At 40.0% G+C, this 22,459-nt stretch carries 22 protein-coding genes; 13 read left to right on the top strand and 9 right to left on the bottom strand.

Going from position 1 to position 22,459, the window contains the following annotated elements; genetic code table 11:
- Window positions 1-23: 23 nt before the first annotated feature.
- Both QZR76_RS00885 and QZR76_RS00890 read left to right on the top strand, forming a co-directional pair.
- Window positions 24-1,346, top strand: coding sequence for a nucleobase:cation symporter-2 family protein (locus tag QZR76_RS00885; protein ID WP_294139605.1), 1,323 nt, complete (start codon window positions 24-26; stop codon window positions 1,344-1,346).
- Window positions 1,347-1,348: 2 nt separating this feature from the next.
- On the top strand, window positions 1,349-2,503 hold the full coding sequence (locus tag QZR76_RS00890) for a M20 family metallopeptidase (RefSeq protein ID WP_294139540.1): 1,155 nt from the start codon (window positions 1,349-1,351) through the stop codon (window positions 2,501-2,503).
- Between the two features lie 9 nt (window positions 2,504-2,512).
- Here QZR76_RS00890 and QZR76_RS00895 read toward each other — a convergent pair whose 3' ends face one another.
- Window positions 2,513-3,436, bottom strand: a complete 924-nt coding sequence (locus QZR76_RS00895) for a hydrogen peroxide-inducible genes activator (protein WP_294139543.1) — start codon at window positions 3,434-3,436, stop codon at window positions 2,513-2,515.
- Window positions 3,437-3,561: 125 nt separating this feature from the next.
- Between QZR76_RS00895 and ahpC the strand changes: the two genes are divergently transcribed.
- From ahpC to QZR76_RS00910, 3 genes are all read left to right on the top strand, one after another.
- The gene (gene ahpC / locus QZR76_RS00900) at window positions 3,562-4,125 is read left to right on the top strand and encodes an alkyl hydroperoxide reductase subunit C (protein WP_294139544.1); all 564 of its coding nucleotides are present in this window, start codon (window positions 3,562-3,564) and stop codon (window positions 4,123-4,125) included.
- 85 nt (window positions 4,126-4,210) lie between these two features.
- Window positions 4,211-5,758 (top strand): alkyl hydroperoxide reductase subunit F, encoded by a 1,548-nt coding sequence (gene ahpF / locus QZR76_RS00905; RefSeq protein WP_294139545.1) that lies wholly within the window; start codon window positions 4,211-4,213, stop codon window positions 5,756-5,758.
- A 158-nt stretch (window positions 5,759-5,916) separates the two neighbouring features.
- Complete coding sequence (locus QZR76_RS00910; RefSeq protein WP_294139607.1) at window positions 5,917-6,729, top strand: M48 family metallopeptidase; 813 nt, start codon at window positions 5,917-5,919, stop codon at window positions 6,727-6,729.
- A 95-nt stretch (window positions 6,730-6,824) separates the two neighbouring features.
- On the opposite strand, the gene buk is transcribed toward QZR76_RS00910, so the two are convergent.
- The 4 genes from buk to QZR76_RS00930 form a co-directional block, all read right to left on the bottom strand.
- On the bottom strand, window positions 6,825-7,898 hold the full coding sequence (gene buk, locus QZR76_RS00915; RefSeq protein ID WP_294139547.1) for a butyrate kinase: 1,074 nt from the start codon (window positions 7,896-7,898) through the stop codon (window positions 6,825-6,827).
- Between the two features lie 113 nt (window positions 7,899-8,011).
- Window positions 8,012-9,133 (bottom strand): glycerate kinase, encoded by a 1,122-nt coding sequence (locus QZR76_RS00920; protein ID WP_294139549.1) that lies wholly within the window; start codon window positions 9,131-9,133, stop codon window positions 8,012-8,014.
- Window positions 9,066-10,472 carry a serine hydrolase domain-containing protein gene (locus tag QZR76_RS00925; protein WP_294139550.1) on the bottom strand — a complete coding sequence of 469 codons (1,407 nt, stop codon included), beginning with the start codon at window positions 10,470-10,472 and terminating at the stop codon, window positions 9,066-9,068. The genes QZR76_RS00920 and QZR76_RS00925 overlap by 68 nt, the downstream gene beginning before the upstream one ends.
- Window positions 10,473-10,588: 116 nt before the next feature.
- Window positions 10,589-11,377, bottom strand: coding sequence for an aminotransferase class IV (locus tag QZR76_RS00930; RefSeq protein ID WP_294139551.1), 789 nt, complete (start codon window positions 11,375-11,377; stop codon window positions 10,589-10,591).
- Between the two features lie 131 nt (window positions 11,378-11,508).
- Here QZR76_RS00930 and QZR76_RS00935 point away from each other — a divergent pair, with 131 nt between their 5' ends.
- Genes QZR76_RS00935 through QZR76_RS00960 form a run of 6 tightly spaced genes read left to right on the top strand, consistent with a single transcriptional unit; the run spans window position 11,509 to window position 17,155 of the window.
- Window positions 11,509-11,988, top strand: coding sequence for a hypothetical protein (locus tag QZR76_RS00935; RefSeq protein WP_294139553.1), 480 nt, complete (start codon window positions 11,509-11,511; stop codon window positions 11,986-11,988).
- Window positions 11,989-11,990: 2 nt separating this feature from the next.
- Window positions 11,991-12,821 (top strand): DUF2520 domain-containing protein, encoded by an 831-nt coding sequence (locus tag QZR76_RS00940; protein ID WP_294139554.1) that lies wholly within the window; start codon window positions 11,991-11,993, stop codon window positions 12,819-12,821.
- Window positions 12,822-12,833: 12 nt separating this feature from the next.
- Window positions 12,834-13,361 carry an HAD hydrolase family protein gene (locus QZR76_RS00945; protein ID WP_294139556.1) on the top strand — a complete coding sequence of 176 codons (528 nt, stop codon included), beginning with the start codon at window positions 12,834-12,836 and terminating at the stop codon, window positions 13,359-13,361.
- 55 nt (window positions 13,362-13,416) lie between these two features.
- On the top strand, window positions 13,417-14,361 hold the full coding sequence (locus QZR76_RS00950; protein ID WP_294139558.1) for a geranylgeranylglycerol-phosphate geranylgeranyltransferase: 945 nt from the start codon (window positions 13,417-13,419) through the stop codon (window positions 14,359-14,361).
- Between the two features lie 2 nt (window positions 14,362-14,363).
- Window positions 14,364-14,945 (top strand): Maf family nucleotide pyrophosphatase, encoded by a 582-nt coding sequence (locus tag QZR76_RS00955; RefSeq protein WP_294139609.1) that lies wholly within the window; start codon window positions 14,364-14,366, stop codon window positions 14,943-14,945.
- Between the two features lie 32 nt (window positions 14,946-14,977).
- Window positions 14,978-17,155, top strand: coding sequence for a S46 family peptidase (locus tag QZR76_RS00960; protein WP_294139559.1), 2,178 nt, complete (start codon window positions 14,978-14,980; stop codon window positions 17,153-17,155).
- 30 nt (window positions 17,156-17,185) lie between these two features.
- Here the strand turns inward: QZR76_RS00960 and QZR76_RS00965 are convergent, their stop codons facing one another.
- From QZR76_RS00965 to QZR76_RS00980, 4 genes are all read right to left on the bottom strand, one after another.
- Window positions 17,186-17,842: a superoxide dismutase gene (locus QZR76_RS00965; protein ID WP_294139561.1), complete on the bottom strand. Its 657-nt coding sequence runs from the start codon at window positions 17,840-17,842 to the stop codon at window positions 17,186-17,188.
- A gap of 139 nt (window positions 17,843-17,981) precedes the next feature.
- Window positions 17,982-18,674, bottom strand: coding sequence for a hypothetical protein (locus QZR76_RS00970; protein ID WP_294139563.1), 693 nt, complete (start codon window positions 18,672-18,674; stop codon window positions 17,982-17,984).
- 15 nt (window positions 18,675-18,689) lie between these two features.
- Window positions 18,690-20,825 (bottom strand): TonB-dependent receptor, encoded by a 2,136-nt coding sequence (locus tag QZR76_RS00975; RefSeq protein WP_294139565.1) that lies wholly within the window; start codon window positions 20,823-20,825, stop codon window positions 18,690-18,692.
- Between the two features lie 40 nt (window positions 20,826-20,865).
- Window positions 20,866-21,213, bottom strand: coding sequence for a hypothetical protein (locus QZR76_RS00980; RefSeq protein WP_294139567.1), 348 nt, complete (start codon window positions 21,211-21,213; stop codon window positions 20,866-20,868).
- Between the two features lie 177 nt (window positions 21,214-21,390).
- Between QZR76_RS00980 and QZR76_RS00985 the strand changes: the two genes are divergently transcribed.
- The gene (locus tag QZR76_RS00985; RefSeq protein WP_294139569.1) at window positions 21,391-21,816 is read left to right on the top strand and encodes a transcriptional repressor; all 426 of its coding nucleotides are present in this window, start codon (window positions 21,391-21,393) and stop codon (window positions 21,814-21,816) included.
- Window positions 21,817-21,837: 21 nt separating this feature from the next.
- Entirely contained in the window at window positions 21,838-22,389 is a 552-nt protein-coding gene (locus QZR76_RS00990; protein WP_294139570.1) for an NADH peroxidase, read from the top strand.
- Window positions 22,390-22,459: the final 70 nt, after the last annotated feature.

Genomic DNA, 22,459 nt, shown 5'->3' on the forward strand with positions numbered 1-22,459 from the left:
CGATCATTAGAGGAGATATGACCATGGAGAACAAACAGGAGCGTTCGGCCTTGATCTATGGAATTGAAGATCGGCCGCCTTTTAAGGAGGCCTTTTTTGCGGCATTACAGCATTTACTGGCTATTTTTGTTGCCATTGTAACTCCGCCGCTTATTATAGCCGGAGCGTTGGAATTGGACGTGGAGACTACCGGATTTTTAGTTTCTATGGCTCTTTTTGCTTCCGGAATCTCTACATTTATTCAATGTAAACGAATAGGAAGTATCGGAACGGGTTTGCTGTGTGTACAAGGAACAAGTTTTTCTTTTATCGGTCCGATTATCTCTACCGGATTAACAGGGGGATTACCTTTGATCTTCGGTGTCTGCATGGCTGGTTCTTGTATCGAGATGTTGATTAGCCGACTATTGAAGTATGCCAGAAAGGTGATTACTCCTCTGGTCTCCGGAATTGTTGTTACATTGATTGGCATGAGCTTGATCAAAGTGGGTATTACTGCCTGCGGGGGAGGAGCTTTAGCCAAGGCCAACGGGACATTCGGCAGTTTTGAATATTTGGAATTGGCAGCTTTGGTTTTGGTACTGATTATTTTCTTTAACCGGAGCGGGAATAAATACCTTCGGATGAGTTCTATCGTTATCGGATTAGGAGCCGGATACATCGTTGCTTATTTTATGGGGATGATCGATTTTTCTTCTGTTCAGAATTACGGTGGAATCAATATCCCTATTCCTTTTAAATACGGATTGTCTTTCGAATGGTCTTCTTTTATTGCCATAGGATTAATTTATACCATTACCGCCATCGAGGCTTACGGAGATATCACGGCTAATTCCATGATATCCGGAGAACCCGTGGAGGGAGACAAGTTTATAAAGCGGGCCGCGGGAGGAATTATGGCCGATGGGTTTAATTCTTTTATAGCGAGCGTATTCAATTCTTTTCCGAATTCAATATTTGCCCAGAATAACGGAATGATACAATTAACGGGAGTTGCCAGTCGGTATGTCGGATATTATATTTCCGCCTTTTTAATGCTTCTGGGACTTTTTCCGGCTGTGGGGTTGGTGTTTTCCTTAATGCCGGAACCGGTTTTAGGAGGAGCTACTTTATTGATGTTTGGAACGGTGGCCGCAGCCGGTATACGAATTATTGCTTCTCAAAATATAGATCGTAAAGCGACCTTGGTGATGGCTCTCAGTTTTTCTTTCGGGCTGAGTGTGGAGCTGCTTCCTGAAATTTTAATGCATTTCCCGGATGCGATAAAGAACATTTTTTCTTCCGGAATCACAGCCGGAGGGTTAACTGCCATTGTTTCAAACGCTTTGATTCGAATTAAAGAGTAATTATGAAAACAGAAGATATCTATTCGTTAGCCATAGCCTACAGGCGTTATTTCCATCGGCATCCGGAATTTGCCATGCAAGAATTCAATACCCAGGAGTATATTGTAAAAATACTGGAAGATCATCATATTGCTTATCAAAAGATCGGCACGGGTATTATTGCCTATGTGGGCGGAGGGAAACGTTGTGTTGCCCTGCGGGCGGATATGGATGCTTTGAAGGTAAAAGAAGAAACCGGATTGGCATATTGTTCCGAAAATGAAGGAATGATGCATGCTTGCGGACATGATATGCATATGGCTATGGTTTTAGGGGCGACTCTTTTTTTGAAATCGAGGGAAAAGGAGTTGGAGGGGACCGTTAAAATACTTTTTCAGCCGAGTGAAGAGAAACGGCCGGGAGGAGCTCGTCTGCTTTTACCGGAAGTACTGAAGGAACCTGTGCCTCAGGCCATTTTCGCTCAACATATTTTTCCGGGATTGAAAACCGGTAGTATCGGTATACGTGCCGGAGCTTTTTTTGCTTCTTCGGATAATATTATTTTCTCCGTGGAAGGCAAAGGAACACATGCTGCCATGCCACAAATGGGGTCGGATCCGATACTGGCCGTCGCTCATCTGATACAGTTTTACCAAACTCTGATGACTAAATTCCGCAATCCGTTTATTCCGGCAGTTCTTTCGATTACTTCGGTTCACGGGGGTACTTGTAATAATGTCATACCGGATCGGGTTGATGTTCTGGGGACTGTTCGTACGCATGATAATGTTTTGCGTCATCGAGTATTTGAACTAATAGAAGAAAAATCAAACGCGATCTGCGGGCTTTACGGGTGTTCTTTTAATATGGATAACACCTGGAACGGATTGCCCGTGCTTGTGAATGACGAACAACTTACCCGTCTGGTCCGGAATAATGCTTCCGGAATTGTCGGCCCTGAAAATGTAATAGAGATGGATCCTCTGACATTGGGAGAGGATTTTGCCATCTATTTGGAAAAAATACCGGGCGTGTTATGGGTACTGGGTGTTTGCCCGGAAGATACCGAATCAATGCCTCCCTTGCATAATCCCCGGTTGACTCCCGATGAAAAAGCTATTCCCATAGGAATAGACCTATTGGTAAAGAATTGTTTAACGTTCCTGAATAACCGATAGCTTTGGGGATTATAATTTTATAGAAAATTTTTTTAACCGTTCATCAAGCATGGACGAAGGAATGATTTTTTTTACCGTGTCCGCAACAGCATTTATCATTCTTTCTTTAACGTAATCCTTACGTATGATAATTGAGATTTCCCTGACGGCAGGAGGAGAAGTGATGGATCTGACGTTTATCTTCTGTTCCTCCGTTAAAAACGGTAAGTGTAGCTCCGGGATCAGAGTATATCCGCCGTTTTTATCTACGATCCGGATTAACGTATCGATACTTCCTGCCTCGTAAACATGGTTATAACTGGCTGTTTGAGAGCATAGATTAAAAATTTGATTCCGGATACAGTGACCTTCCTGCAGAACCCAAAGATTTTCCCCCGGTAAATTTTCTGCTGTTAGAACGTGATCTTTTTGTTGATTATCCGAGGCGAAGTAAGCCACGAACTGCTCATAGTAGAGTGGTATTTCATAAAAATCGGGCTGATTCAACGGAGTGGAGGCGATAATGATATCCACTAATCCGTCGTGAAGATGTTGAATAAGGTTATTGGTTCTCATTTCCGAGATAGAAAGGTCTACTGTCGGATATTCAAGTTGAAAAAAGGTAATGAATTCAGGGACGAGATAAGGAGCGACTGTAGGAATAATACCGATTTGCAAATTTCCGGAAAGGGATTCGGTCTCGGCAATGACCATCTCTTTGATTTTTCGGATTTCGAAAAGAGAAGCTTCGGCCTGCCTGATGATCCGTAACCCCATATTGGTCGGTTCTATGGGGTGTTTGGTTCTGTCGAATATTTTAATCTCCAACTCCTCTTCTAATTTTTGAATCATCATACTTAAAGTCGGTTGGGTTACTCCACATTTTTCCGAAGCAGTCACAAAATGGCGGTATTTATTGACCGCCACAATGTATTCCATTTGTTGTATTGTCATAATATATAGATTTTATAAATACAAATATAAATAATATCTGTTTGATTTATAAAAATATTCCGAATATTTTTGTATCGAAATAATAAGAAAGATAGATAAACAGTATAAATTAAAAAATGAAAGTTATGTCACTAATTGGAAAAGAGATTGTAGATTTTAAGGCTCAGGCCTATGTAAACAAGGAGTTTAAAACGATCGGCAAAGCAGATGTGCTGGGTAAATGGTCCGTGTTTTTCTTCTATCCGGCCGATTTTACATTCGTGTGTCCTACTGAATTAGAGGATTTGGCGAATAAATATGAAGATTTTAAGCAGGCGGGTTGTGAAATTTATTCTGTATCCTGTGATACTCATTTTGTACATAAGGCATGGCATGACACCTCTAAGACCATTCAGAAAATACAATATCCTATGCTGGCGGATCCGACAGGAACGCTTGCCCGCGGTTTTGATGTTATGATAGAGAGCGACGGAGTGGCAGAGAGAGGTACTTTTATTGTAAATCCGGAGGGAAAAATCGTTTCTTACGAAGTATTGGCCGGTAATGTAGGACGTAATGCAGACGAATTGTTCCGTCGCCTTCAGGCTCTTCAGTTTGTTGCAGCACACGGGGATGAAGTTTGTCCTGCCAAATGGAAAAAAGGAGAAGCAACGCTGAAGCCGAGTATCGATTTAGTCGGTAAGATTTAAAACAATTTTATTGAGAAACGGGGTCGGAAAACTTTATTTCGGCCCTATTTCTTGATCAGAAATATTTAAAACCAAATAAAATAAGATGTTAGATTCTGCATTAAAAGAACAACTATACACGATATTCCGCTCGTTGGAAGCAGATTACCTTTTTGATATTTCCGTTTCGCCGGAACATGAAAGTCGCACAGAATTGTTAGAACTCTTGGAAGATGTATCTTCCTGTTCCGAAAAAATTTCCTGTCGAATAGAAGAGGGCGAAGGCTTATCCTTTATTATATTGAAAAACGGCAAAGAAACCGGTATGAAATTCAGGGCAGTTCCTAACGGACACGAATTTTCTTCTTTGTTGCTGGCTATATTGAATTTGGACGGGAAAGGGAAAAATTTTCCGGATAAGGGAATATGCGATCGAGTAAAAGCTTTAAAAGGTCCTATACATTTGACGACTTATGTCTCTTTGACCTGTACCAATTGTCCGGATATCGTACAGGCATTAAATGCCATGACCACGTTAAACGATGCGATTAGGCATGAAATGGTGGATGGAGCTATATATCAAGAAGAGGTAGATGCGTTAAAGATTCAAGGTGTTCCTGCTGTTTTTGCTGACGGGCAACTGTTACATGTCGGAAGAGGTGATTTCGGGACGTTATTGGATAAATTGGAAGCCCGCTATGGGAGGATTGAAAGCAGTCAGGTACCTGTCAAAGAGTATGATGTTGTCGTTGTTGGAGGAGGACCTGCCGGAAGTTCTGCTGCTATTTATTCGGCTCGTAAAGGATTAAGTGTTGCCGTCGTCGCTGAAAGAATAGGAGGACAGGTGAAAGAGACAGTAGGGATAGAAAACCTGATATCCATTCCCGAAACCACGGGAAGTCAATTAGCCGATAATTTGAGAACTCATATGAATTGTTATCCTATCGATCTGTTTGAGCATAGAAAAATAGAAAAAATAGAGATACATGAAAACAAAAAGCAATTAACGGTATCCGGCGGGGAGAAGTTTATGACAAATGCTGTTATCATTGCCACGGGAGCAAGTTGGCGTAAATTGAATATACCCGGGGAAGAAGAGTATATAGGGCGTGGTGTGGCGTTTTGCCCGCATTGTGACGGTCCTTTTTATAAAGGGAAACAGGTGGCTGTTGTCGGAGGTGGAAATTCCGGTATCGAAGCCGCAATAGATTTAGCCGGAATTTGTTCGAAAGTGACCGTATTTGAATTTCTTGATGAATTGAAAGCCGATAAGGTATTGCAGGAGAAGGCTAAAAGTATGTCCAATATCGATATCTTTACCGGTTCACAAACGACAGAGGTAATCGGAAATGGAGAGAAAGTGGTTGGAATTCGCGTGAAAAATCGTCAAACGGGGGAAGAACGTATCGTTGAGTTGGACGGTATTTTCGTACAGATCGGTTTAGCTGCCAACACCCTTCCGTTTCGTGAATATTTAGATACGAATCGTGGTGGTGAAATCGTTATAGATAGTTATTGCCGGACGAATGTTCCCGGAATCTATGCCGCGGGAGATGTATCTTCCGTTCCTTTCAAACAAATTATTATTGCCATGGGAGAAGGGGCTAAGGCTGCTCTTACGGCCTTTGAGGATCGTATACGGGGAGTTGTCTGATCAAAACAGAGAGAAAGCCTCTTACAAAAGATTCCTCGGAACCAAAGATTTCCGAGGAATTTTATGACTTGCAGAAAGTCTAAAAAAGTCGCTTAACTGTTATCTGGTATGGATTTTTTTTATTTTATTTGCCGCGTAATTTTTTATGCTAAAATATGATGATAAGATTCTTTGTGAAATGTGCGGTTGTACTCATGTGTACAACATTCGTGATGCCTGTAATGGCGCAGTTAAAACTTAAAAAAGCAGTGAGCGGGGCATCGAAAGCGGTGCAGGCGGTTACGCTGACTGACGAACAAATGGCCGCATATGTAAAGGAGTATATCGATTGGATGGATAAGCATAATCAGGTATGTGCCGATGATGATCCTTATACTATTCGACTGAAGAAACTGACGGAAGGATTGAAGGAGGTGGAGGGTATTCCTTTGAATTTTAAAGTGTATTATGTGATTGACGTTAACGCTTTTGCTTGTGCGGATGGTAGCGTACGCATCTTTTCTTCGTTAATGGATATTATGAGTGACGAGGAGTTGTTGGGTGTGATTGGACACGAGGTGGGACATGTGGCCCATAAGGACTCTAAGAAAGCTTTTCGTACGGCATTGTTGACTTCCGCTTTAAAAGACGGAGTGTCGTCTCAAGGCGGAAAAGTTGCCGCATTGACCGATTCGCAGTTAGGTGATCTCGGTGAAGCTTTGGTGCAAGCCAATTACTCGCAAAAACAGGAACGCGATGCGGATGATTACGGTTATGAATTTTTGAAGAAGGCCGGGAAAAATCCATGGGCGATGGCTCTTTCGTTTCATAGATTGAAACAAATGCAGGAAGAGGCTGGAGCGAAAAGAAACAGTAAACTGAACCAGTTATTTTCTACTCATCCCGATTTGGATTCACGCATAAAGCGTATGGAAGAACGTGCAACGACTGAAGGTATTCAGAAGCCTGTCGATACGACTGAAAATAAATAAATAAATGAATCGATAAAAAATGAGAAGCGCTTTACTGCGCTTCTCATTTTTTTATACTGACATTTAGAGCCTTTTCCCCTTTTAAAGACCGACTCTTATTGGTAGATTTTTCCGGTAAGTTCTCCGCGGATAACCATCAGGCCATTCATGGCCAAAGCACGCATTTCGTCTTCTCCGGGGTATACCTTTAACGGGGCGATGAATCCGACCATCTCTTTTACATAAGCAACCAGGAAGGGGTTATGTGCGATTCCTCCAGTTAACAGAATGCCATCCACGTCACCTTTCAAAACGGCAGCCATCTCTCCAATAGCTTTACCCACCTGATAAGACATGGCATCCTGAACCAGTTTCCATTGCGGGTCTTCTTTCGCTTTCAGCTCTACTTCATAAGCATCGTTAGTTCCTAAATAAGCTACTAATCCGCCTTCACCTTTGATCATCTTTTTTATCTCGGCTTGAGTCTTTTCTCCGCTGAAGCACATTTTTATCAATTGTCCGGTAGGCAAGGTACCGGAACGTTCCGGAGAAAACGGTCCGTCTCCGTCTAAAGCGTTGTTTACGTCAATTACTCGTCCCCGTCTATGTGCTCCGACGGATACGCCTCCTCCCAAATGAGCAATAATCAGATTGATATCTTCGTATTTTTTTCCAATCTCTTTGGCATAGGTTCTTGCGATTGCTTTTTGGTTTAACGCGTGGAAAATAGAGACTCTCCGGAAAGCCGGGTGGCCGGTAAGGCGAGCTACTTCTTCCATTTCATCCACTACGACCGGATCTGCAATATAGGCTTTGGCTCCATTGTTTAAAGAGCGGGCTATATCGTGAGCAATCAATCCACCCAGATTAGATGCATGCTCTCCGAGAGGAGGGTTGTTCAAATCGGCAATTAAGGCATCATTTACCTCATAAACTCCTGATTCTATGGGTTTAACCAATCCACCTCTGCCCACGATTGCATGGATCTCGTTGATATCGAACCCGGCATTTTTTAATTCGGTTAAAATGATCTCTTTTCTGAATTGGAATTGAGAAGCAACCGTCTCAAAGCGGGCGATCTCTTCGGATGAATGCTTAATGTTCTTCACAAATTTTTCGTTCTCATCCTCGTAAATAGCAATTTTCGTGGAAGTTGACCCAGGATTAATCGCAAGAATTTTATAAGACATAAATTATAATTTTTGTTATTAGATAATTATTTATGATTGTCTGTTTTGAAGCTGCAAAATTTATAAATTGTAAGCAAATGTCAAAGGAAAAGTGATAATTTATTTTGTCGAGATCAAATGGGATAAATGGAAGCATAAAATACATCCGAGATATCCTGAGCAATAACCTTTAAATACTCCTTTGCATTTCTGATAGAATCCTCCACGGAAGAGGCATGAGATATTAATGTGAAAATTTGATCGAAAGAGGAGAGAAGTTGATTATCAGTCATTCCGCCAATTGCGTATACCAGCTTATGGTTCTTTCGACATATATCGGAAATGGATCCGGGAATCTTCCCGTATAGAGATTGTACGTCTATTTTACCCTCTCCTGTAATTACTGCCTGCACCGAAGAGAGATAGTTACGAAACCGGGAAAGGTTTATGCAAAAAGTTGAACCGGATACTAATCTTGCGTTCAATAAAGAATAAAAAGATAAGGCTACCCCTCCGGCAGCCCCTCCGTGTTTTAAGGAATGTAATGGCTTTTGAGTCTTGAATTCTAATAAGCAGGTCAAATCCTGAAGTTTACGATCCAATAAAATAACCTGTTCCGGAGATGCCCCCTTTTGGGGACCGAACACAAAAGCTGCTCCCTGTTCTCCGGTCGCCAGGTTATCCACATCGCATAGGACTGTACACTCTATGTCTTTAAATCGATCTTGTATATAATCGATGTTAATGTCTTCTATATCAATAATATCATTCCTGTATGTGTTTGATCTTTTTTTTATGGATAAACCTATTTCCCGTAAAGCACCTATTCCTCCGTCCACGCTGGCGCTTCCTCCTATGCAAAGAATTAATTTTTGAAAGCCGCACTCTATCGCATGGCGGATCATTATTCCAAATCCCGCCGTATTGGTATTTAAAATATCGTATTCTTCTCTTTTCAAATGCTTTATTCCGCTACTTTCGGCTAACTCGATGATTGCGGTATCTCCATTCGCGTAATAAATAGCTTTCCGGGTTCGTCCCAAAGCATCGCAGGTCATGATCTCGATAGGCCGGGCTTTATAATAATAGGCCAATACGGCAGCAGTTCCGTCCCCTCCGTCTCCCATGGGAAGCGATATCGTTTCAATTCCGTTTTTCTTTAGGGATGTTGAAAGGATACGACATGCGTCAAAAGCTGATAGGCTCCCTTTGAAGGCGTTGGGGGCCAAGAGAATTTTTGGGGGACAGATGCTCATGCTCAGGTTGGTTTGCTAATAATTCTTGTGAGTTTTCTATCGTTTTACAATATTCAGGATCAAAAAGATCCCTTTCGGGCCAGGATTTTACCCGGTTCAGAGCCTGATGCATCATCCGCTCTATTTTGTTCGGAAATTTACTTCCGGTCCAACTGCTTGTATTTGTGATGAAAACCCAACTGAAACCGTCTTTTTGATGTTTCATCATAGCACTTGTCCCGGCCAAGGTCCCTGATCGCCACCAATCCCCTCTGGAATTAGTATTCATCCAACCGATCGGTAGTGCATTGTAAATATTAGCTGTCATCGTCTTTACACTTTCCGGTTTTAAAATATCGGGATAGCTGTCGTTTCCGTCTATTGCCGACAGGAAACGCAGTAATTCGGTAGGAGAAGCTACCCATCCACCGGCACCATAAAGCTCTTCGATATTATTTCCTCCGTTAGATCGAAGCACCAAGGTATCTCGTCCGTCACACGCCCGTACCAATTCGGCATTAGAAGGTTCGTAATATTTTACTTCATTCGGGTAACGTTTTTCACAAAGGTTATATCCCAGATGCATATCAAAGCAACCGGCGGGAATCAGAATGCTGTCTTGAATGTATTTTTCATAGGGCTGTCCGCTTATTTTTTCAATTACTTTGGAAAGAATTCCGTATCCTACATTCGAGTAACAAGTACTGGTGCCCGGACGGAATCCCAAGCGTTTTGATAATACAAACCTGATGATCGTATTTAAATCGGCAGGAGGGGGAACGCCCATTTTTTGGGCAATCTCTACCGGATAAAACATCGGGTCTCCATATCTTAAAGAGAAGCCCCCCTTGTGTCGCAGTAACTGTTCTACCGTTATCTCTTTTATTCGCTTGTCCCTAATTTCCTGATAAATGGTATCGTTCAATATTCCGTTTTCTCCGAAAACTTTATCTTCCAATGATAATTTTTCATTTTCTACCAGCTTCATAATACCGGTTGCCGTAATTAATTTGGAGACAGAAGCGATTCTGAAGATATGATTCACATCAACCTTTGTTTGAGTTTCTTCGTCGGCATACCCGTATCCTTTGCTGTAGATTAATTTCCCGTCTTTCATAATTGCCAAGGATGCTCCTTTTATTTCCCATTGATTCATAAATCGTTCGATGGTCGCATCTAAACGTTTTGTTTCGGATAAATCGGAATAATAATTATGAATGATGTCGTGAATGGGTATAAGAGTATCTCCTACAAACTGTTCTTCTATCGTTTCCACGATATCAGCCTGTGTACGGCTGATATTCCATGGCCTTAGCAAAAGAACTCCCAATAAAATAATCAAACTTATAATATATTTCATAGAGCTGCTTCGTAATAAAAAACGTATTGTATTTCTTTATATAACAGAATAATACAATACGTTCGCAATATTAAGAAAAAGATAGTTTTATTCAAAATAAAGCATGTGAAATCAGGTTAAAAATTTGAAGTTAATAATGAAAAATAGCGTTCCATGACTTTTCTCAGTAAAGGATGATCGGGATTGAAAAACAGATGATCGATTTTACGTATCGGTAATACAAGGGGGGAAGTTCCTGTTATGAAAGCGGTGTCGAAGTTTTTCAAATCCGCACAGGGTATGCGTTTTTCCACAACGAGGATATTTTCTTGCTGGCAAATCTCAAGTACCCGTTTTCTGCTTGTACCCGGTAAAACATAAGGTATAGGAGTTGTATAGAAGGTATTGTCGCATATGAAAAACACATTGGAACGGGATCCTTCCGTAATACACTCGTCCCGGTCTATCAATAAAATCTCGTAAACTCCATGCGAACGAATGAGTTCGTTGGTCGTTTCCCGAAGATGAGGATTAATATATTTTATTTCTGCATTATCCCTCATGGCATGATAAGTAATTGTGTCAACCCCTGAACGATAGTCTTCTTCTGTAGGATAGGAGTGTTGAATCTGATAGATATATTCGTCGATTTTACCGGAAGTGATATGTAAAACATATTTAAGATTACCTTCTTTGATTCCTTCCAAATGAATTAAATGTTCCAGTTTCTCTTTTATATGAAGCGAGTGAATATCGATATTTACGTTTGATTTCCGTATGGAGTTTTCCAGTCTTAAAAGATTGTCTTCCCAAAAAATGACATTTCCTCTAAAAACCCTGCATACTTCGTAAAGACTTAGTCCCGTGTTTAAAATATCCTCGGAAAACAAACGTTTCTCCAGGGGAACATTATTGTATAGCATCATTTTCGTACTCATTAAATCTCGTGCAAAGTTATAGGATAAAACGAATAAGTGATCGATAAAGTTCTTAAACTTTATATTCTCTCGTATCCATTTTCAACTTTCAATTATTTGCCTTAATTTTGGCTGGAATTATGGAAACAAGCGAACAAATTAATCGGATAGAATATTTCTTACGGGATATTATGATAAAAGAGCTCTCAAAGATGGTAGAACTTCAATTATCGTATATGCAGTTTGTTGTTATGGGGCAAGCCGTTGAAATATTGGGAAGTTTTTTGGACAATAAACCGATGAAGGCTAAAGGACAGTCTGCTAAAAGATTTGCTACCAGTGTCACTAAATTATTCGGAGGACGTTATCGCTTGATGAACGAGAATTATTACTTGTACGATAAACTGCGCAACCAAATGACTCATACCTTTATTCCGGGAGGAGATTTACTGTTATTGAACCGGAATGAGAATAAAAACGGGTATGAACACTTAAAGATTACGGAGGGAAAGTTGGTACTGATTTCTGAGGTTTTTTATGAAGATATTTGCAAAGCCGTCGATCGTCTTTGCGAAGCATTGAAAACGGGGAAGATAAAACCGAAAAATATAGGATATTAGAAATGAGACAAGATAAAATCATATTGGTCGGAGCCGGCAATGTGGCACATCATTTGGCTGCCGCTTTATTGAAAGCGGGAGCCAATTTATGTCAGTTGTACAGTCGTACCCTCGAATCCGCAAGAGAGTTAGGTTGCAAAACAGGGATCTCTTATACATCCGATCTTTCGCAAATTTATCCGGATGGAGATATGTACATCTTTTGTGTAAGTGATGACGCATTACCTGTTCTGTTAAAGTCAATTAGGATACATGAAAATGCACTGTTGTTACATACCTCCGGAAGCCTTTCAATGGAGATTCTTAAACCTTTTTCAAAACAATACGGAGTCATTTATCCTGTTCAGACTTTTTCAAAAGGGAGAGATTTGAATTTCAAGGAAATTCCGTTGTGTATCGAAGGGAGTTCTCCCGCTGCTCTGGAAAGGATTAGGGAGTTGGCGGCTAATTTATCGGATAAGATTTATCCCATTCATTCGGATCAGCGTAAAGAACTTCATTTAGCTGCCGTTTTTGCTTGTAATTTTCCTAATTATTTGTATTATATAGCTGAAAAAATGCTGGAAAATAGCGGGTTACCATTTTCTGTCTTACGACCTTTGATCTTTGAAACGGCACACAAAGTCATGTTGATGACTCCTTTGGAGGCTCAGACCGGACCGGCTAAACGAGGGGATGAATCCATCCTGAATATGCACAAAAGTATGTTGAAAGAGAATAAAAATTTATTGAGGCTATATGCTTTATTGTCCGAAATGATTAAAGAGAGTCAGATGAAAGAAGATAATCCGATTGATCAGAGTGAAATAGTGGATATGCCAACACTTTGGTAATAAATGAATAATATGAAATTTTTTAAAGAAGAACTTAAAACAATAAGGGCATTTGCTTTTGATGTGGATGGTGTTTTTTCCCGCCACGAGATGAATATTACTCCTGAAGGAGAGTTGGTAAGGACATCATGTACAAAAGACGGTTATGCCATGATGTATTGTGTCAAAAAAGGATATCCGGTATGTATTATATCGGGAGGATACGCTCCTGGGGTGAGGGAACGTTTTCAAAAATTGGGGATTCAGGATATTTACCTGGGTATAGCGAATAAGGTGGAGGCTTTAAACGAGTTTCTGCAAAAGTATAATCTGAAACCGGAAGAGGTGATGTATATGGGGGATGATATACCGGATTACAATGTGATGACTCTGGTCGGTATGCCTGTATGTCCTGCCGATGCCTGTGAAGAAATTAAGGCGGTTTCTCGTTATATTTCCGATACGCCCGGTGGATTGGGATGCGTCCGGGATGTGGTGTCTCAAGTGTTGAAAGCCAAAGGGGAGTGGATGGATACACAATGTCATGTGAAATGTATGTGATAAAAGTAGACGATAGTCTGCAACGATCTTTGAGTTTAATTACAAGAATTGATACATGCTGGAGATTTTAAAACTAATCCGTTTACGAACAATAGCCTTTGCTGCTTTTACCATGTATGCAATGCGTTATTTTGTCATCGTGCCGATCTTGTCGCGGGGAGGATTCTCCTTACAGTTGTCGGATGGTGATTTTTCACTTCTTGTAGTTTCTGTCTGCTGCCTTGTTTCTGCTGCATATGTGATCAATGACTATTTTGACACGAAGGCGGACCGCCTGTCGGGCAACCGGGAGGTTATCGTCGGAAAAACGATAAGCAGGCGTACGGCTATTACCTTACATACTCTTCTAAATTTAATAGCCGTTGTTATTGCATTTTACCTGGGAGAACAAGTCGGCCATTGGGAATTCGGGATTTTATTTCTGCTTATTTCCGCCCTGCTTTGGTTTTACTCTTCACGCTATAAAAAACGTTTTGTCTGGGGAAACTTGATCGTGGCTTTTTTAGCCGGTTGTATTCCGCTGTCTACCGTAGTGTTTGAAATACCCCTTTTGATTCATGCTTACTCGGATGTTATCGCAAAAACAGGGATCGACTTTAATGCTATATTGTATTGGACGGGATGGTTTTCATATTTTTTCTTTTTCAACATGTGGATTTATGAAATTAATAAAGATATGTACAGTATACAGGGAGACCGGGATGACGGTGTGATGACTTTCCCGGTGAAATTGGGGATCAAAAAAACCAAAATTTTTATCTCTATCCTCGTCTGCTGGTGTATTATATCCATGTTCGTACTTTATGCCATAGAATTTTCACATTCTTGGGCGGTATTAGTATATTTTGTAGTTGGTATATTCATACCTTATTTGTTTTATATCCACTCTGTCTTAAAGGACAGTCGGGAGAAATTTCAATTGTATTTGATACGCCTTATTATGGTTCTATGCGTGGGATTTAGTTTGTTGTTACAATATTTTTTTAATCGTGCAGCGTGAAAATGGATGCTATTCGCAATTATAAATTGATTTTGGCTTCTTCATCTCCCCGGAGACAGCAATTAATGAGAGATGCCGGTTTTACATTTGAGGTTCGGACAAAAAATATCGAAGAAAAATATCCCGATGACCTACCTGTCATGGAAGTACCGGAATTTCTTTCCCGCTTGAAAGCGGAAGCTTTTCAGGATGAATTGGGGAAGAACGAATTGTTGATTACCGCAGATACGGTGGTATGTATCCATGACAAAATCATCGGAAAACCTCAAAATAGGGATATGGCGATCAATATGTTAAAGGAATTATCCGGACACCGACACGTGGTCGTAACCGGTGTAACCTTAACCACTACGACACGACAGCACTCTTTCTCGGTTTTTACGAACGTATATTTCAAAACTCTGTCGGATGAAGAGATCACGTTTTACGTGGACACATTCCAGCCTTTCGATAAAGCCGGGGCGTACGGTATTCAGGAGTGGATCGGGTATATCGGGATTGAAGGAGTAGAGGGATCGTTCTATAATGTAATGGGATTACCTACGCAGAAACTGTATGAAACCTTAAAGAATCTGAATTGGTGAAATTCAAGGAAAATCATTTTAAATTGTCATATATGAGAAAATTTGTAGTATGTTTTTTGGCCTTTATTTTATTGGCCCTGCCCAGTATGGCAGACGAAGGAATGTGGATTCCTATGTTATTAAAGAAGTATAATATCGAGGAGATGCAAAAGGCAGGTTTTAAACTTACCGCTGAAGATATTTACGATATTAATCACGCCTCTTTGAAAGATGCCGTTATCGGTTTAGGACGGGAAGACTCGCCATTTCATCACTTTTGTACGGGTGAAATCGTGAGTAACGAAGGGCTCGTCATTACAAACCATCATTGCTCTTTTGGAATGATTCAGGCTCATTCCAGTTTGGAACACAATTACCTGAAAGACGGTTTTTGGGCGCAGGATAAAAAAGCGGAGTTGGCCAATCCCAAAATTACAGCTTCTATTTTGGTGCGTATGGAAGATGTCACGGATAAAATCAATGCAGTCGTAAAATCCGGGATGACCGAAGAAGAGAGAAACGAGGCTGTTACCCAAGCGGCCCGAAGATTAGAAGCAGAAGCGGTAAAGGGGACGAACTTAAAAGCCAATATTAAACCTTATTTCAACGGGAATCAATATTTTCTGTCGGTATTTAAAATTTACCGGGATGTACGTTTGGTCGGCGCTCCTGCTTCAGCAATAGGAAAGTTCGGGGGAGATACGGATAATTGGGTATGGCCTCGTCATACAGGGGATTTCTCTGTTTTACGGATATACGCCGGAAAAGATAATGAACCGGCCGATTTCTCACAAGATAATATACCCTATACTCCCGCCAAGTATTTTAAGGTATCGACAGGAGGTGTAAAAGAGGGCGATTTTACGATGGTTTTCGGTTATCCGGGAACGACACAGGAATATTTAACCTCGCATGCTATCGAACAGATCGCGAATGTCGAAGATCCTCATAAAATAAAAATCCGGACGGCGAAACTGAACGTCATGAATGCTGCTATGAATTCGGATGAATTATTGCGCATTAAATATGCCGCTAAAGCCGCTAACGTGGCTAATGCATGGAAAAAATGGCAGGGAGAGATTAAAGGACTGGAGCATTTTAAAACAGTAGAACAGAAAAAAAGGTTAGAGCAACAGTTCGATCAATGGGCTGTTAGCGGACAAAATCCACAATATATCGGGTTGACGAATCGCTACCGGGAGCTGTATGAGGGAAGAAAAGATTACGCGTTAGCCAATGCCTACGCTATGGAAGCCGGTTTGCGCGGTGCGGAAATCGTCGGTTTGGTATCTTCTTTGTCCAAACTTTTTGATCTCTATGACAAAATAGATAATAAAGAGGAGTATAAAAAATTACTTACGGAAAAAATTGAAGCATTCTATAAAGATTATGATGTAGCTACCGATCAAAAAATCATGGCGGAAATGCTTCGGTTGTACAATAATGATGAGTTGGGAGAGGAGTGGATTCCTGAAAGGATTAAATTGAATTCCAAATACGCCAGACACGGAGAGAAGGGGTATGATTATTATGCTGCGGATATCTTTAAAAAATCTTTGTTCACGCATCGGGAGGCACTTCTTGATTTTGTAAAGAATGTAACACCCAAAAATTTGGAGAAAATAAAGAAAGATCCGGTATATCAGTTTATGGACGGGATTCAGGAATTAGTTAAAGAAAAAATAAAACCAGAATTAACCCGGATACAGAATGAATTAAAAACTTTAGACCGCTTATGGATGGCCGGTTTAATGGAAATGCAACCGAATAAAACCTTCTATCCGGATGCCAATTCGACTCTAAGAATTGCTTATGGTAAGATAGCAGGGTATACGCCGAGTGATGCCGTATATTATAAGCACTATACAACCTTAGAGGGAATTATGGAGAAAAATAATCCTGCAATCTATGATTATGATGTCCCTCAGAGATTAAAAGAGTTGTATGAATCTAAAGATTACGGTTCGTATGCTCAGGACGGAGAAATGCCGGTTTGCTTTATTGCCACCAACCATACGACAGGAGGAAATTCCGGAAGTCCCGTGTTGAATGCGGATGGAAATTTGATCGGACTTAACTTTGACCGAGCCTGGGAGGGAGTCATGTCCGATATGCAATATAGTCCGGAAATATGCCGGAATATAGCGGTAGACATACGTTATGTATTGTTTATTATCGATAAGTACGCGGGAGCGAGACACCTGATCGAAGAGATGGAGATCGTACCTTAAAAAAAATCGGGAGAATATCTCCCGATTTTTTTATTTCAATCGTTGATTGACAAGGTCCCAATCAATGATATTCCAGAAATTTTCGATGTATTTCGGACGGGCGTTTTGAGTGTCCAAATAGTAAGCGTGTTCCCATACATCTATGGTTAAGATCGGTTTTTTATTGTGTTTTAACGGATTGTCTGCGTTTCCGGTTTGTTCGATTTCGAGTTTTCCTTCTTTGGTAAGTATCAGCCAAGCCCAACCGGAACCAAACAGGGTCGTGGCTGCCTTCGCGAATGCTTCTTTAAAGGCCTCGAAGCTACCGAATGATTTGTCTATCAGCTCTTTTATTTTTCCGGTAGGAGTTACCTTGGCCGGATCATATGGTCTGAATGCTTCGAAATAGAACGCGTGATTATAAGATTGAGCGGCGTTGTTAAACAAACCGCCTTCCGATTTCATCACGATTCCCTCCAGGCACATATTTTCGAATTCGGTACCGGCAATCAAATTGTTCATATTATTGATGTACGTGGCCATGTGTTTTCCATAATGGAATTGAATGGTTTTCTCGCTAATATAAGGTTCCAAACCGTTTTCTTTATAAGGGAGGGGAGGTAATTTGAATTTTTTATCCTCACCTCTGGCATTTATTACGTTTGATGAAATCAATACATCCAATTCTTTAAATTCTTCTGTTTTCATAATGTATCTTTTTTAATTTGACAGACTGTTAAGTATACGTTCGACTTAAAATGAAAGTTGCAGTTTAAGCCTTTTAAAGTTATACAATTTAAATTTTTTTTTGCCAAATCGCTATCATAAATTTACAATACATTTATTTTTAGAGGGAAATAGGTTCCATTACGACACCGATTTCCAGGTTTTTTGTCTTTGATTTTACCTCGTTAAAGATTTGTTTCATCTGATTGATAACGGCCTGCCTGGCTTGTTCCGGCATCAGTTGCCATTGGTCTTTCAGTAATGTGGCGGCCAGCATGGGAAATAATTGATCTAACATTCCGGATATATAAGGCGTATTTAAAAAGCCTTTCAGGTAACTCCAGTTCAGGAAAGCCGTCAGCTGGTTATTCATAATTTTGTAGTCAAAAGAGAGTTGAGGAATATTCAATTCCTGTCCGGTAATCTCTTTTAAACTCTCTTTGTCCAATAAGATCCCCAACTTGGAACCCTGGATTTCATAAGTAGCCTTTAACGTCTTTTGAGTCTGATCTTTAAATTTCATATTAATATGCATTTCCGTTTCGGAAACAAATTGTATACCGGTAAAATATTCTCCCATTTTACTCCCGGCCATAGATTTAAACATCGTCGTCAATTCTTCGGGTTTAAATTGGAGTGTTTGTTCTCCAAAATTCATATCGATGCTTTCTTCACTGTATTCGAACACGAAGTAAGGAGCCTTGTAGGCCCATGATCCTTGTAAAGAGGGGTCCGATTCGTTACTGTCGCTACAAGAAATAACAGTAAATAATACGAATAATATCGAGGTAAGAGAAATCAATTTGTTTTTCATGATGATTGTTTTTGTTTAAATTTTAAATGTAATGGAAGCTCCGAATCTGGAAGGGGCTCCGGACTGTCCCGAATTGTAATAAGCGGGTAGGTTGGCTCCTACCGGACTGGTAAACATATAACTGAAAAATGCTTTATTCAGTATGTTTTTTCCCCATATTCTAAAGTCGATGGACTTCCCTGATATTCCCCAATCCATATTCCAGAGAAAATAAGGGTTTTGCTTCAACTGGTTTGCTTCGTCAAAATATTGTGTTCCGAAACCGGTTATGGAGGTAGAAGCTGTCAGGGCATTAAAACAAAGTAATTTTATGGGTTTATAATAGGAAAATCCCGTATTCATGGTGAAATCGGGAGCCATGACGATTTTATTCCCTTCATACTCTTTGTTCAGGTGATGATAATATTCAGAATCGCTGTATCCTGCAGATAAAAAATAGGTAAGGTGAGACAAAAATTCCCATTTCATATCCATTTCGCCACCTATACTTCGAGCATCTCCGGCGTTTTTAATACTCGGCCCCATCATGCCCATTACGAATATTTGCTGATCCTTCCAATCGATATAAAAAAGAGAAGCATTCAGGTTGAACTTGCTGTTCGGACTAAAGTATTTTACTCCCGCCTCGTAATTCCATAAACTCTCTTTGTCGTAGCCCAATTTGACTATTTGTGACGTCATTTCATTGGAAATGATATTATAGCCTCCTGCTTTATAGCCTTTGGATACACTCGCGTAAACGGATAGTTGTTCGTTCCATTTTTGTAAAACGGAAAATTTGGGTAACCACTCCTTATAATCTTTGGACTCTTTCCAATCATGATAACCGGTAAATTCCTGGTCTCCGTGATAAAGCAGGCTGTCGCGATAAACCAGTTTTACCTTTTCATAATCATATCTCAATCCTACGGTAAGCATTAATCCGGGAAGTAAATCTTTTACGGTAATCTGACCGTAGCCGGCAGCCCCCCAGGTCTTTGTACTGTTATAATACAAAGCCTTATCCAAATCCATCGGAAGTAATAATTGACGGTCCTGTCCGAATAATGCCAGGTAATTATTCGTTAAGTCTTTGTAAAAACCGAAAGTTCCGATAGTCCAATCCAAACGTTTCGCTTGAGTAGACTGATAATTGATCTCTTGTGTAACCAAATTCTGTTCAGAGCTTTTTTCATTCTGAAAAACATCATAACGAGTGAAGTCGGCATCCAGGAATTGCTTATCTTCCGACCAAGAGTAAGACGTGATCCAATGGAATGAAGTCCGCTTGAAATTTCTTTTCAGGTTAACGTAGGTCGTCACCAAATCTCTTTCATAAGAAGAGGTCGCGTTGTAATTCACGGTATAACGATGTTGCTTTAACGAATCGATCGCGTGATAGGCATAACCGTCGTCGAAACTATGGTTGTAATTCATACCCAAAGCTATCCTCCAGGCGTTGTTCGTATGTACCAACCCTTGGTAACGAAGATTATAAGAATCGGATTGATTGGGTTTGCCTCCCGTATACCTGTTTTTGAAATATCCGTCTGTCCGATTATAAGAAAAAGATAATTTGTTATACAAAACATTGCGAAGAGGCAGATTCATTAATACCATGTAATTCTGTGAATTATAACTGGCGATTCCGGCTTTGGCTTCTACGGAAAAAACATTTGAAGGCATATTGGTTGTGATGTTAATCAATCCGATGATACTATTTCTTCCGTAAAGTGTTGTTTGCGGTCCCCGTAAGACTTCAATCTGTTTGACGTCATACAGGTCAAAAATAAAAGCATTTTTATCAAAAACGGGAACTCCGTCCACGTATAATCCGACAGGCGGCGTACCGGAAACGGTGCCTATCCCGCGTATATACAAGGGAGTAGATAACTTAAGACCATCCTCCTGTATATAAAAATTAGGAACGATTCCCGATAAATTTCTTAAATCCAGATTATTTTCGTTCGGTAAGTTTTTTCCCGTGATGACCGTTAAGGCTATGGGAATACTATTGATGGGTAATATCCTTTTTTCGGCAGATACGACGACCTCTTTCAATTGTTCGATTATACTGTAAGTCGAGTCTTGCGTTTGAATGGCCGTGCTGCTTTGACCCTTTAGGGCATTGGATATGATGCAAAATAGCATCATACAAATAATGATTCGCATTGTGATAAATTTTTAGTAAGATAAATTAGTTCATAGTGTATTACGAACGGATGTCGTAATAACAGAAAGCTAATTTAGGAGTAGGAGGGGCTCGAAGGGTTTTGCTCGACGAAAAAGGATCTTTGTAATTTATAACGTAGGATAAAACTTTTTTCTTTGAAATCGGAAATTCTACGGGTTTCGGCTCGTTATGAACCGGATTTTTTATAAAATCTACTATTTTACACGCGGATAATGTTTCAAAAGTCCCCTTGGATAGAGTAATAATCTTCTCTTCCGGCAAATTTTCCCGGATTCTTGTTTCGCTTTTAGCATAAAAACAGATAAAGAAAAAAGCAGAAACAAGCAGATATACAAATATATGTACCGATGGTCCTATAAAAAACATGGTACAAAGCTATTAAAAATATAAATATGCCTTATGATAATATCAAAATTAATTGAAAAATACAATTAATTAGAAACGTTCTAAATTTTAAAGAATTGTATTGAAAAGTAGATTGCTGAAAAAACAATTTTTATATATTTGTACGGCTTTTAAAATTGTAATAATTACAAATAAATAATGAGTACAATAAAAGAGATACAGGCATATTTAAGTAAATATCATATAAAACCTTCTATGCAGAGGATTGCCATAATGGATTATATGCTTTCCCATAGAATACATCCCTGCATAGAGGAGATTTATGATGCGTTATCTCCGGAATACCCGACTTTATCCAAAACAACGGTATATAATACGTTGAAATTATTTGTAGAGCAAAAAGCCGTTACACCGATAGTTATCGATGAGAAAAATATCCGATTCGACATTCATACCATGCCTCATGCTCATTTTATGTGCATGGGGTGTGGAAAGGTATATGACCTTTCTGCGGAAGAGATGCAAAAGCTCTCTTTTAAAGAGGAAGAGGAGTATGTCGTTACAGAGATTCATCTGTATTACAAAGGATTTTGTAAAAATTGTATAGAGAGAAAAAATAAGTAGTAATTTATTAAAATGAGCGTTATGAAAAAATTTATTTGTACTGTATGTGGCTATGTTCACGAAGGAGATGAAGCTCCTGAATTTTGTCCTCAATGTAAACAACCGAAAAGTAAATTCAAGGAGTTGGTTGAAACCGAGGGAGCCTTGACCTTTGTAGATGAACATCGGATTGGGGTGGCAAAAGGAGTTGATCCCGAAGTGCTTGAAGGGTTGAGAGCTCATTTCAACGGTGAATGTACGGAAGTTGGAATGTATTTGGCCATGAGTCGCCAGGCTGATCGTGAGGGATACCCGGAAATTGCCGAAGCGTTTAAACGCTACGCCTGGGAAGAAGCTGAACATGCTTCAAAATTTGCAGAATTATTAGGAGAATGCGTATGGGATACCAAGACGAATTTAAAGAAACGCATGGAAGCTGAGGCAGGAGCTTGTGAAGACAAAAAACGTATCGCCACGTTGGCTAAAAAGTTGGATTTGGATGCCATTCACGATACTGTTCACGAAATGTGTAAAGATGAAGCTCGTCACGGAAAGGGATTTGAAGGGCTCTATAATCGTTATTTCAAACAATAAAACCGGATTCGTACAAATTTAAAAGGATTTCAGTAAAGGAAAACTTTTTCAAAATTGAAAGGATCTGTAT

The sequence above is a fragment of the uncultured Sanguibacteroides sp. genome, assembly GCF_900543425.1.
GTDB lineage: Bacteria > Bacteroidota > Bacteroidia > Bacteroidales > Marinifilaceae > Gabonibacter.

Coding starts and splice junctions, on each gene's coding strand:
- QZR76_RS00885 (WP_294139605.1), top strand. CDS start 24: ATGGAGAACAAACAGGAGCGTTCGGCCTTGATCTATGGAATTGAAGAT.
- QZR76_RS00890 (WP_294139540.1), top strand. CDS start 1,349: ATGAAAACAGAAGATATCTATTCGTTAGCCATAGCCTACAGGCGTTAT.
- QZR76_RS00895 (WP_294139543.1), bottom strand. CDS start 3,436: ATGACAATACAACAAATGGAATACATTGTGGCGGTCAATAAATACCGC.
- ahpC (WP_294139544.1), top strand. CDS start 3,562: ATGTCACTAATTGGAAAAGAGATTGTAGATTTTAAGGCTCAGGCCTAT.
- ahpF (WP_294139545.1), top strand. CDS start 4,211: ATGTTAGATTCTGCATTAAAAGAACAACTATACACGATATTCCGCTCG.
- QZR76_RS00910 (WP_294139607.1), top strand. CDS start 5,917: ATGATAAGATTCTTTGTGAAATGTGCGGTTGTACTCATGTGTACAACA.
- buk (WP_294139547.1), bottom strand. CDS start 7,898: ATGTCTTATAAAATTCTTGCGATTAATCCTGGGTCAACTTCCACGAAA.
- QZR76_RS00920 (WP_294139549.1), bottom strand. CDS start 9,133: ATGAGCATCTGTCCCCCAAAAATTCTCTTGGCCCCCAACGCCTTCAAA.
- QZR76_RS00925 (WP_294139550.1), bottom strand. CDS start 10,472: ATGAAATATATTATAAGTTTGATTATTTTATTGGGAGTTCTTTTGCTA.
- QZR76_RS00930 (WP_294139551.1), bottom strand. CDS start 11,377: ATGATGCTATACAATAATGTTCCCCTGGAGAAACGTTTGTTTTCCGAG.
- QZR76_RS00935 (WP_294139553.1), top strand. CDS start 11,509: ATGGAAACAAGCGAACAAATTAATCGGATAGAATATTTCTTACGGGAT.
- QZR76_RS00940 (WP_294139554.1), top strand. CDS start 11,991: ATGAGACAAGATAAAATCATATTGGTCGGAGCCGGCAATGTGGCACAT.
- QZR76_RS00945 (WP_294139556.1), top strand. CDS start 12,834: ATGAAATTTTTTAAAGAAGAACTTAAAACAATAAGGGCATTTGCTTTT.
- QZR76_RS00950 (WP_294139558.1), top strand. CDS start 13,417: ATGCTGGAGATTTTAAAACTAATCCGTTTACGAACAATAGCCTTTGCT.
- QZR76_RS00955 (WP_294139609.1), top strand. CDS start 14,364: ATGGATGCTATTCGCAATTATAAATTGATTTTGGCTTCTTCATCTCCC.
- QZR76_RS00960 (WP_294139559.1), top strand. CDS start 14,978: ATGAGAAAATTTGTAGTATGTTTTTTGGCCTTTATTTTATTGGCCCTG.
- QZR76_RS00965 (WP_294139561.1), bottom strand. CDS start 17,842: ATGAAAACAGAAGAATTTAAAGAATTGGATGTATTGATTTCATCAAAC.
- QZR76_RS00970 (WP_294139563.1), bottom strand. CDS start 18,674: ATGAAAAACAAATTGATTTCTCTTACCTCGATATTATTCGTATTATTT.
- QZR76_RS00975 (WP_294139565.1), bottom strand. CDS start 20,825: ATGCGAATCATTATTTGTATGATGCTATTTTGCATCATATCCAATGCC.
- QZR76_RS00980 (WP_294139567.1), bottom strand. CDS start 21,213: ATGTTTTTTATAGGACCATCGGTACATATATTTGTATATCTGCTTGTT.
- QZR76_RS00985 (WP_294139569.1), top strand. CDS start 21,391: ATGAGTACAATAAAAGAGATACAGGCATATTTAAGTAAATATCATATA.
- QZR76_RS00990 (WP_294139570.1), top strand. CDS start 21,838: ATGAAAAAATTTATTTGTACTGTATGTGGCTATGTTCACGAAGGAGAT.